Raw genomic sequence first — 11,853 nt, 5'->3', positions numbered from 1 at the left:
GTTTAGAAAGGCGCGAATTACGCAGTTCACACAACTTCTTGAATACTCACCAAGAATTCGTGTGAACTGTGTTTTTATTTTAAGCCACAATATTATAGGATATAAGTATTATCCGTTATGAATGGGCTTTCATCATTAAATCTTCGGCTCCCATTTTATCTTAAAACCTTTATTAGGGAATAGCATATCAAACACAATCACGAATATAAAAACAGATGTTACCAAGATATTCATCGTCAATAAAGAAATGTGATAAGGCCAGGGAAGCAGTAAAGCCAAAGCTATTACAGCAATAATATGTGATAAAGGAAGCATACGGCACGTGACATATTTATAGATACTATTTGCCAGAATATAAACGATTGGTCCGATAATCAGAACAAAAACAACTTCCGCTCTCATTTCTTGTTCGGGATGGGCAACAATCAGTTCGTCTCCTACCGCACAAATAATCAATGCTCCCACCAGTACGATATGAATTGCATTATAAATCAACCCCAGCTTTCCGGGATCTTTCACTTCCTGTATTTTCCGACTACCGGCTTCACTGCTCACATCAAAGTAAACCCACCACATAGCCAAACTACCAATGAAAGATATGACAGCAGAAATAATCACGAGAGGCGTCCATTCTTCTACTTCACTCAAAGAAGCTCCTGTCATCAATAGAGTTTCTCCAAAAGCAATAATCACAAACAACTGGCAACGTTCCACCAAATGATGCCCTTCAATAGTCCATTCCTTGCTACTGTCCGAACGTCCCAGACGAGGTAAAGCAAATCCGTGCATCGGGGCTGTATAATCACAGATGGCGGCTATAATCCACAGTAGAATTTGCCATTCTCCCTGCAATATGGCACCCGTAATCCAAAAGACGGCAGATATACAGAACCAGCCCATAATTCGCTTAAAATTAGCAGCCAGATGATGATCTCCTAACACCCCGATAATATAAAGTGTTCTCCCTGCCTGTATCAGAACATAGCAGACAGCAAATATCAATCCCCGGTAAGTAAAGGCATAAGGAATAGCAGCCGCCATCACCAGCCCCACCAGCATACTGATAAAAAGAAGAATACGTATCGGCCGGGTATCCGGGTTGAACCAGTTAGTCACCCAGATGGTATGTTGCCACAACATCCAGACTGCAAACCACAGGATTGTTTCTTTCAATAATCCTTCCCAAGTGAGATTATGAAGCAAATAATGTGAAAGTTGCGTGACCGAGAAAACATAAATCAGGTCAAACAGCAGTTCGGAATAAGAGACAGTAGCAGTTTCCGTTTCTCTCTTCCGAAGCAATGGATGGGGGGAGTAAAACATACGAGGTTCCTTTTATATATATAAAAGAAACCCCGCAGAAGTCTATTTTGTTCAGAGAAAGTCTTACATTCTGGAAGGAACTTCGATACCCAGCAAATTCATTCCCAAGCGAACAACTTTAGCTACATTAGCAGACAGAGCGATACGGAATACTTTCACTGCCTCATTCTCTTCGCGCAGAATACTATAGTCATGATAGAACTGATTGTATTCTTTCACCAAGTCATAAGTATAATTAGCAATAATAGACGGGCTGTAATCTTCACCGGCTTGTTTTACAACAGCAGCAAAGTCGGCAACCATCTGAATCAGCCCTTCTTCCTTTTCACTCAATTCAATACCAGCCGGAATCTGTTCAGAAATTACGATACCTGATTCGGCAGCTTTCCGAAGTACAGACTGGATACGTGCATAAGTATATTGAATAAACGGACCTGTATTACCATTGAAGTCGATAGATTCTTTCGGATTGAATGTCATATTCTTACGGGCATCGACTTTCAGAATGAAATATTTCAATGCTCCCAGACCCACAATACGGGCAATATCATCAGCTTCTTCCTGTGTCAAACCATCCAGTTTGCCTAGTTCTTGTGAAGTTTCTTTAGCAGTGGCAATCATTTCCTCCATCAAGTCGTCAGCATCAACTACCGTACCCTCACGGGATTTCATCTTACCTTCCGGCAGTTCCACCATTCCGTAAGAGAAGTGTACCAGACTCTTACCCCATTCGAAACCAAGTTTATCGAGCAAGATAGAAAGCACCTGGAAGTGATAGTTCTGTTCGTTACCTACTACATAAATCATCTTATTAATCGGGTAATCGGCAAAACGAAGTTTAGCCGTACCGATATCCTGAGTCATGTAGACAGAAGTACCGTCACCACGGAGAAGGAGCTTATGATCCAGTCCTTCGGCAGTCAGGTCGGCCCATACGGAACCGTCTTCTTTCTTGTAGAAGAAACCTTTTTCCAGACCTTCCATTACCTTTTCTTTTCCTTCGAGGTAAGTATTGGATTCATAATAGATCTTGTCAAAGCCAACCCCCATCTTCTTGTAGGTTTCGTCGAATCCTGCATATACCCAGTTGTTCATCATTTCCCACAATCCGCGTACTTCCGGATCACCGGCTTCCCACTTCACCAACATTTCGCGGGCTTCCTGCATCAATGGAGATTCAGCTTCAGCCTTTGCTTTCGCTTCATCGTCACTCATTCCCTGCGCTGTAAATTTAGCCATCAGCTCCTTTACTTCCGCTTTATAATGCTTATCGAAAGATACATAATAATCACCTACCAGGTGGTCACCCTTCTTACCCGAAGTTTCAGGAGTTTCACCGTTTCCGTATTTCTTCCATGCCAGCATGGACTTACAGATGTGGATACCACGGTCGTTTACAATATTTGTTTTGACTACCTTATTGCCGTTTGCCGCTACAATGTTAGCCAATGCGTTGCCTAAAAGGTTATTACGCACGTGTCCCAAGTGAAGCGGTTTGTTTGTATTCGGAGAAGAATACTCAATCATCACCAATGGAGAAGCGTCAGTGACCTGCATTAAGCCGTACTGTTCATCCGCCTGAATCTCGTTCAGCAATTCAATCCATGTAGCCGATGCAATAGTCAGGTTCAAGAACCCTTTTATCACATTAAACGCTGCTACAGCCGGATCGTTTGCTTTCAGATATTCACCGATTTCCTGTGCTGTTTGCTCCGGTCCTTTTTTTGACATCTTCAGAAAAGGGAACACGACCAGTGTCAAATGTCCTTCAAATTCTTTCTTTGTTTTTTGCATTTGCACCATCTTTTCAGGGACTTCCTGACCGTAGAGTGCTTTCAGTCCACTAATAACGGACGCTACAAGTTTATCTTCTATCTTCATAATCAAGTTATTTCTTGCGCGCAAAGATACAAAAAAAGGAGACGCATCGCGTCTCCTCTCCTAATTTCTTTCAACTATCTATCTTATTCAACAGCTGCAGATAATTCAGCACCAGCTTTAAATTTAGCTACTTTCTTAGCAGGAATAGTAATAGTTGCCTTTGTAGAAGGGTTAATACCAGTTCTTTCAGCTCTTTCGCTTACTGAGAAAGTACCAAAACCTACGAGAGATACTTTGTCACCAGCTTTCATAGCATTAGTAACTGAAGTGATGAAAGCATCAAGTGCTTTTTTTGCATCGGCTTTGCTCATTTGAGCTTCAGCAGCCATTGCGCTAATAAGATCAGACTTATTCATAATACGTAAAATGATTAATTAATATATATGTTACACAAAAGATTATCCCACAATGGATTAATTCCACAAATATAGCCGAACAAAACAACATATCAAATAAAAACATAAAAAAAACGCAGCAAATTATTGAAAAAGAGCTAATAGGAAGCGTTTTTCATGCTTTAAAACAGAATTTATTCGTACTTTTGCGTCTATTATCTAAATATTCAGAAATTAAAATGATGCCAACTGTAACTAAAAACCTGATAATTATCAATGTACTAGTATTTTTCGGGACAATCGTAGCCCAACGTTACGGCCTGGATTTAACGAATTATCTGGGATTACATTTTTTCCTCGCAAGTGACTTTAATCCGGCACAGCTTATCACTTATATGTTCATGCACGGCGGATTCAGCCACATTTTCTTTAATATGTTTGCCGTTTTTATGTTCGGACCGATTCTCGAACAAACCTGGGGACCCAAACGTTTCCTCTTTTACTATATTCTCTGCGGTATCGGTGCGGGACTTATCCAGGAAGGAGTGCAGTATATTCAATATGTGATAGAATATAGCCAACATACACAAGTAAATTTGATAGGCTATGGCGTTATTTCTATGGAGCAATACTTGAACATGTTGACCACCGTAGGTGCTTCGGGAGCCGTTTACGCCATATTGCTGGCATTTGGTATGCTATTTCCCAATAACCGACTGTTCATCTTTCCGCTGCCTTTCCCTATCAAAGCGAAGTTTTTCGTGATAGGATATGCCGCAATCGAATTATGGGCAGGGCTTGCCAACAGCACCGGAGATAATGTTGCTCACTTTGCTCACCTGGGAGGAATGTTATTCGGATTAATCCTGATTTTGTATTGGAGAAAAAAAAGCAATAACAATGGGACATATTATAGCTGATTTAAAGGAGACATTCAGAAGAGGAAATATTTTCATCCAACTGATTTATATCAACGTAGGCATCTTTCTGATCGGCACGTTGATTAACGTTTTCCTGCGACTTTTTGAAGTAAGTACCTCCGACATATTCGGTATATTTGCCTTACCGGCATCCTTTATCGGGTTTATGCATCAACCGTGGTCGCTATTTACTTATATGTTTATGCATGCCGGCATCCTGCATATTTTATTCAATATGCTCTGGCTGTATTGGTTCGGAAGTTTGTTTCTCTACTTTTTCTCGGCCAAACATTTAAGAGGACTATATGTATTAGGAGGTATCTGTGGAGGTTTACTGTATATGATCGCCTACAATGTATTTCCTTTATTCAGTTCGCAAGTGGTAGGCTCAACATTGGTAGGAGCTTCGGCTTCCGTATTAGCCATCGTAGCCGCTACGGCTTATCGTGAGCCTAATTACAGGGTGCAACTTTTTCTTTTCGGTGCTATCCGTCTCAAATATCTGGCACTGGTTGTCATCGGAATCGATGTATTATCCATCACCTCAAGTAATGCCGGAGGACATATCGCCCACCTGGGCGGTGCTCTTGCTGGACTCTGGTTTGCCGCCAGCCTAAATAAAGGAACTGATTTGACTTCCTGGATCAACTGGATTCTGGATGGTTTCATCTCCTTGTTTCAGAAGAAAACATGGAAACGGAAACCGAAAATGAAGGTACACTATGGAAACAGTGCCACCGGTCGCGAGAAGGATTATGATTACAATGCCCACAAAAAAGCACAGTCTGATGAAGTGGACCGTATTTTGGAAAAACTAAAAAAATCCGGTTACGACAGTCTGACAACTGAAGAAAAGAAAAGCTTGTTCGACGCAAGCAAAAGATAAAAGAATGGAACATATTGGCAAATTTGTCGCATATCTGATACTTGCTGTCAACGCTCTCTTCGTGGGAACGTTGATATTAAGTGCTTATAGCCCTTACCTTAACCCGAAAATAAACCCACTTGCTTCCAGCTTGGGACTTGCATTTCCGATATTCCTGACGATTAATCTGATTTTTATCGGCTTCTGGGCATTCGTCAACTACCGCTATGCGCTCTTGCCTGCCATCGGTTTTCTGATTTGTATTCCGCAGATACGAACTTATATTCCTTTTAACTCCACCACTAAGACCATACCGGAAGGAAGCATCAAAATCCTATCCTATAACGTAATGAGTTTCAACAATCTGGAGAAGAAAGATGGAAAGAACCCTGTATTATCTTATCTTGTAGATAGCAACGCCGATATTATCTGTCTGCAAGAATATAACACCGCTACCAACAAGAAATACCTGACGGAACAGGATATTAAAAAAGCATTGAAAGCCTATCCTTACCAATCCGTCCACCAACAAGGGAAAGGAGATGTGCAACTTGCCTGTTTCTCCAAGTTCCCCATACTCTCGATACATCCCATCAAATATGAAAGTAATTATAACGGTTCCATGAAATATGTATTGAATGTAAATAACGACACTCTTACATTAATCAACAACCACCTGGAATCCAACAAACTCACCAAAGAAGACAGAGGGATGTATGAGGATATGATTAAAGACCCGAATGCCAAGAAAGTAAAAACCGGACTTAGGCAATTAATCAGAAAACTGGCGGAAGCATCGGCTATCCGGGCTTCACAAGCTGATTCTGTGGCTAAAGCCATTGCAGCATGTAAATATCCGACAACTATCGTATGCGGCGATTTCAACGACGGTTCTATCTCGTATACACATCGCATCCTGACTCAAAAACTAGACGATGCATTCACACAGTCCGGTAAAGGATTGGGCATTTCCTACAATCAGAACAAGTTCTATTTCCGCATAGACAATATCTTGATCAGCCCCAACCTGAAAGCCTACAATTGCACGGTAGACCGGTCTATCAAAGCATCAGACCACTACCCGATCTGGTGCTATATCAGTAAACGATGAGAACTGAAAACTCTAATAAAAAACACTTATGATGATTAAAAAGACACTAACCATTTTAGCAGTAAGTTGTATGATGTACTCCTGTGCTACGAAAACAGAAAGCAATCCTTTCTTTACAGAGTTTCAAACCCAGTATGGTGTTCCTTCTTTCGACAAGATTAAATTGGAGCACTATGAACCTGCCTTCCTGAAAGGGATAGAAGAGCAGAATCAAAACATCGAAGCTATCATCGAAAGTCCGGAAATTCCGACATTCGAAAATACAATTGTAGCTTTGGATAACAGCGCACCTATCCTGGACCGTGTGAGCGCCATTTTCTTCAATATGACAGATGCGGAAACGACTGACTCACTAACCGCACTTTCCATCAAACTGGCACCGGTTCTTTCAGAACATGATGATAATATCTCTCTGAACGAGAAACTGTTTAAGCGCGTGAACGACGTCTATCAAAAGAAGGATTCGCTGAACCTGACATCGGAACAAGAACGTCTGCTGGACAAGACTTATAAAAGATTTGTCCGTTCCGGAGCAAACCTTAATGCCGAAGACCAAACCCGCCTCCGCGAAATCAACAAGGAACTTTCTACACTCGGCATTACTTTCAGCAACAATATACTGAATGAGAATAATGCTTTCAAACTCTTCGTTGACAAAGAAGAAGATCTGGCAGGATTGCCCGAATGGTTCCGCCAAAGCGCCGCTGAAGAAGCAAAAGCAGCCGGACAACCCGGAAAATGGCTATTCACCCTGCATAATGCCAGCCGCCTGCCTTTCCTGCAATATTCAGAAAATCGCCCGCTTCGGGAACAAATATACAAAGCTTACATCAACCGCGGTAACAACAACGACGAAAACGATAACAAGGAAAATATCCGTAAGATCGTTTCTCTCCGCCTGGAAAAAGCTAAATTATTAGGTTTCGACTGCTATGCAAACTTCGTTCTCGACGAAACGATGGCAAAGAACGCCAGTAACGTAATGAGCCTTCTAAACAACCTTTGGAGCTATGCACTGCCAAAAGCAAAAGCGGAAGCTACCGAACTTCAGAAATTAATGGATAAGGAAGGCAAAGGAGAAAAACTGGAAGCATGGGATTGGTGGTATTATACCGAGAAACTACGGAAAGAAAAATACAACCTGTCCGAAGAAGATACAAAACCTTACTTCAAGCTGGAGAATGTGCGCAATGGCGCTTTCACTGTAGCCAACAAGCTATATGGTATCACTCTTACCAAGCTCGAAGGTGTCCCTACCTACCATCCTGATGTGGAAGTCTTCGAAGTGAAAGACGCAGACGGTTCGCAACTCGGTATCTTCTACGTCGATTATTTCCCACGCTCCGGAAAAAGCGGTGGCGCATGGATGAGCAACTACCGCGAACAACAAGGAGATACCCGTCCGTTAGTATGCAATGTTTGCAGCTTTACCAAACCGGTAGGCGATACTCCCTCTCTATTGACAATGGATGAAGTAGAAACTTTGTTCCACGAATTTGGGCACGCTCTGCATGGACTGCTGACAAAATGTGAATACAAAGGAACATCAGGCACTAATGTAGTACGCGATTTTGTAGAACTTCCTTCTCAAATCAATGAACACTGGGCTACTGAACCGGAAGTACTGAAAATGTATGCCAAACATTATCAGACAGGAGAAGTGATACCCGACGAAATCATCAAAAAGATACTGCAACAGAAGACTTTCAATCAGGGCTTCATGACTACCGAATTACTGGCTGCCGCCATCCTCGACATGAACCTGCACACCGTAACAGATGTAAAGAATATAGACATGCTTGCATTCGAAAAAGAAGCCATGGACAAGCTCGGTCTCATCCCCGAAATAGCACCGCGTTATCGCGTGACTTACTTCAATCATATCATTGGTGGTTACGCAGCCGGATACTACAGCTATCTATGGGCCAATGTACTGGATAATGATGCTTTTGAAGCCTTTAAAGAACATGGTATCTTTGATAAAAACACCGCCGACCTCTTCCGTCACAACGTATTGGAGAAGGGCGACAGCGAAGACCCGATGGTGCTTTACCGGAATTTCCGTGGAGCGGAACCAAGCTTGGAACCGCTACTGAAAAACAGAGGAATGAAATAATTCAGTAAAAAAGCCCTTAAACATCAAATATTTGAGGGCTTATTACACATGAATGTGAAAAAAAAACTATATTTGCAGCCTTGTATACGGCAAAAAGAACTTGTGTACGACAGAATTTAACTGAAAATTAAATTAAAAAAGTAATCATCATAAATTAAAAGTAAAATGCAAAACAAAGGATTTGTAAAGGTTTTTGCGGTATTACTCACGCTGGTATGCGTGTTCTACCTCTCCTTCTCCTTCGTAACACGCCATTATACCAACAAGGCGAAAGAAATTGCGAACGGCGACCCGAAAGTGGAACAAGACTACCTCGACTCTCTCTCTAACGAGAAAGTAATGCTGTGGAACTGGACACTGAAACAATGTCGTGAGATGGAGATTAGTTTAGGTTTGGACCTGAAGGGTGGTATGAACGTTATCCTCGAAGTTTCCGTACCTGATGTTATCAAAGCATTGGCAGACAACAAGCCTGACGAAGCTTTCAACAACGCATTGGCGACAGCTGCAAAACAGGCTGTCAACAGTCAGGATGATGTTATCACCCTGTTCATCAGAGAATACCACAAAATTGCTCCGGACGCAAAACTTTCCGAACTTTTCGCAACACAACAGTTGAAAGATAAAGTTAACCAGAAATCATCAGATGCAGAAGTTGAAAAAGTGCTGAGAGCAGAAGTAAAAGCTGCTGTTGAAAACTCATTCAACGTTCTTCGTACCCGTATCGACCGTTTTGGTGTTGTTCAACCGAACATCCAAAGTCTGGAAGACAAAATGGGACGTATCATGGTGGAACTTCCGGGTATCAAAGAGCCGGAACGTGTGAGAAAACTTCTCCAAGGTTCTGCCAATCTGGAGTTCTGGGAAACTTATACAGCTAGAGAAGTTCTCCCTGCCATGCAATCTGCAGACGCCAAATTGCGTGTTATTTTAGCTGAAGGAACAACAGCTGATACAGATACTATTGAAGCAGTCCTTACCGAAGCCACTCCGGTTGAGAAAAAAACTGTAAGTGCTGCCGACAGCCTTGCAGCTGCCCTGAAAGGTGACGTAACTGCTGAAGATAAGTCTGCCGCAAATATGGAAGAAATCAAAAAGCAATATCCTTTGCTGTCCATACTTCAGTTGAATTCTAGCGGACAAGGTCCCGTTATTGGTTATGCCAACTACAAAGATACTGCTGACATCAACAAATATCTGGCTATGCCGGAAATCAAAGCTGATCTTCCAAAAGACCTTCGCCTGAAATGGGGTGTTTCTCCTTCTGAATTTGACAAGAAAGGACAGACTTTCGAATTATATGCTATCAAGTCTACCGAACGTAACGGCAAAGCTCCGTTGGAAGGTGACGTAGTAACTGATGCGAAAGATGAATTCGACCAATACAGCAAACCGGCTGTAAGCATGACAATGAACTCTGACGGTGCACGCCGCTGGGCTCAGTTGACTAAGCAGAACATTGGCCGTTCCATTGCTATCGTTCTTGATAACTATGTATATTCTGCACCAAACGTAAACTCTGAAATTACAGGTGGACGTTCACAGATTACAGGTCATTTCACTCCTGAACAAGCAAAAGACTTAGCTAACGTATTGAAATCAGGTAAGATGCCGGCTCCGGCTCACATCGTACAGGAAGATATCGTTGGTCCGTCACTGGGTCAAGAATCAATCAATGCGGGTATTTTCTCATTCGTTGTAGCCCTGATTCTGTTGATGATTTACATGTGCTCTATGTACGGCTTCATCCCAGGTATGGTTGCTAACTGCGCGTTAATCCTCAACTTCTTCTTCACGCTAGGTATTCTTTCATCCTTCCAGGCTGCGCTGACAATGTCCGGTATAGCCGGTATGGTATTGTCACTTGGTATGGCTGTGGATGCGAACGTACTTATCTATGAACGTACAAAAGAAGAGCTTCGTGCAGGTAAGGGTGTGAAGAAAGCACTTGCCGACGGTTATTCAAATGCATTCTCGGCTATCTTCGACTCTAACTTAACATCTATCATCACAGGTATCATCCTGTTTAACTTTGGTACCGGTCCAATTCGTGGTTTTGCTACGACATTGATTATCGGTATCTTGGTATCCTTCTTTACTGCAGTGTTCATTACTCGTATTGTTTATGAACACTTCATGAACAAAGACAAGTGGTTGAACCTGACATTCACAACCAAGATTTCAAAGAATCTGATGACCAATACACATTTCGATTTTATGGGTACAAACAAAAAGTCCCTTATTATCGTCAGTGCAATCATCGTTGTTTGTATCGGTTCATTTGCCATCCGTGGTTTGAGTCAGAGTATCGACTTCACTGGTGGACGTAACTTTAAGGTACAATTTGAGAATCCTGTAGAACCGGAACAAGTTCGTGAATTGATCTCTAGCAAATTTGGCGACGCCAACGTAAGCGTTATTGCTATCGGTACAGACAAAAAGACCGTACGTATCAGTACAAACTACCGTATCGAAGATGAAGGCAACAATGTAGACTCTGAAATCGAATCATATCTATATGAAACCTTGAAGCCGGTATTGACTCAGAATATCACATTGGAAACTTTCATCGACCGTGACAATCACACAGGTGGTAGTATCGTAAGCTCACAGAAAGTAGGTCCGAGTATCGCAGATGACATCAAGACAGGCGCTATCTACTCCGTAGTATTGGCACTGCTCGCCATCGGTTTGTATATCTTGCTCCGTTTCCGCAACATTGCTTACAGTATCGGTTCTATCGTAGCTTTGAGTTGCGACACCATTATGATTATCGGTGCCTATTCACTGTTCTGGGGTATCCTGCCATTCTCTCTGGAAATCGACCAGACATTTATTGGTGCTATCTTGACAGCTATCGGTTACTCTATCAATGATAAGGTGGTAATCTTCGACCGTGTACGTGAGTTCTTCGGTTTATATCCGAAACGTGACAAACGAGTATTGTTCAACGACTCTCTGAACACAACGCTGGCTCGTACCATCAATACATCATTGAGTACATTGATCGTATTGCTGTGTATCTTCATCCTTGGTGGTGATTCAATCCGCAGCTTTGCATTCGCAATGATCCTGGGTGTTGTTATCGGTACATTATCTTCACTGTTTATTGCATCTCCAATTGCATACAACATGATGAAGAACAAAAAAGTCGTAGTACCAGCTACGGAAGAATAATAAACTCCACAAATAGAAAAGCCTCTTCCGAACATTCGGTAGAGGCTTTTTCTATTGATTATTAAAACAAATAGAAGCTATAAGACGTTCATCTTAAAAGAAGCTATTGTTACACTTAAAACTTG

The 11,853-nt window shown here is 42.0% G+C and carries 8 protein-coding genes; 5 read left to right on the top strand and 3 right to left on the bottom strand.

Annotated elements, in window-relative coordinates; genetic code table 11:
- Nucleotides 1-135: 135 nt before the first annotated feature.
- The 3 genes from HMPREF0106_RS21730 to HMPREF0106_RS21740 all read right to left on the bottom strand — a co-directional run bounded on the left by HMPREF0106_RS21730 (nt 136) and on the right by HMPREF0106_RS21740 (nt 3,560).
- Nucleotides 136-1,323, bottom strand: coding sequence for a low temperature requirement protein A (locus HMPREF0106_RS21730; RefSeq protein ID WP_004296480.1), 1,188 nt, complete (start codon nt 1,321-1,323; stop codon nt 136-138).
- 63 nt (nt 1,324-1,386) lie between these two features.
- Entirely contained in the window at nt 1,387-3,204 is a 1,818-nt protein-coding gene (gene argS / locus HMPREF0106_RS21735) for an arginine--tRNA ligase (RefSeq protein ID WP_004323872.1), read from the bottom strand.
- Between the two features lie 83 nt (nt 3,205-3,287).
- Nucleotides 3,288-3,560 carry an HU family DNA-binding protein gene (locus HMPREF0106_RS21740; protein ID WP_004296482.1) on the bottom strand — a complete coding sequence of 91 codons (273 nt, stop codon included), beginning with the start codon at nt 3,558-3,560 and terminating at the stop codon, nt 3,288-3,290.
- Between the two features lie 221 nt (nt 3,561-3,781).
- Here HMPREF0106_RS21740 and HMPREF0106_RS21745 point away from each other — a divergent pair, with 221 nt between their 5' ends.
- From HMPREF0106_RS21745 to secDF, 5 genes are all read left to right on the top strand, one after another.
- Nucleotides 3,782-4,459 (top strand): rhomboid family intramembrane serine protease, encoded by a 678-nt coding sequence (locus HMPREF0106_RS21745; RefSeq protein ID WP_004307872.1) that lies wholly within the window; start codon nt 3,782-3,784, stop codon nt 4,457-4,459.
- Nucleotides 4,440-5,345 carry a rhomboid family protein gene (locus HMPREF0106_RS21750; RefSeq protein ID WP_009038914.1) on the top strand — a complete coding sequence of 302 codons (906 nt, stop codon included), beginning with the start codon at nt 4,440-4,442 and terminating at the stop codon, nt 5,343-5,345. Before HMPREF0106_RS21745 ends, HMPREF0106_RS21750 begins: the two co-directional genes overlap by 20 nt.
- Before the next feature lie 4 nt (nt 5,346-5,349).
- Nucleotides 5,350-6,435, top strand: coding sequence for an endonuclease/exonuclease/phosphatase family protein (locus HMPREF0106_RS21755; RefSeq protein WP_004317192.1), 1,086 nt, complete (start codon nt 5,350-5,352; stop codon nt 6,433-6,435).
- A 31-nt stretch (nt 6,436-6,466) separates the two neighbouring features.
- Entirely contained in the window at nt 6,467-8,551 is a 2,085-nt protein-coding gene (locus tag HMPREF0106_RS21760; protein ID WP_085931268.1) for a M3 family metallopeptidase, read from the top strand.
- 165 nt (nt 8,552-8,716) lie between these two features.
- On the top strand, nt 8,717-11,728 hold the full coding sequence (gene secDF / locus HMPREF0106_RS21765; RefSeq protein ID WP_004317186.1) for a protein translocase subunit SecDF: 3,012 nt from the start codon (nt 8,717-8,719) through the stop codon (nt 11,726-11,728).
- Nucleotides 11,729-11,853 lie beyond the last annotated feature (125 nt).

The sequence above is a fragment of the Bacteroides sp. D22 genome, from assembly GCF_000163675.1.
In the GTDB taxonomy this organism is placed as follows: Bacteria; Bacteroidota; Bacteroidia; order Bacteroidales; family Bacteroidaceae; genus Bacteroides; species Bacteroides xylanisolvens.
The sequence above is the reverse complement of the archived record's forward strand: the minus strand, read 5'-3'. Positions and strand labels throughout refer to the sequence as shown.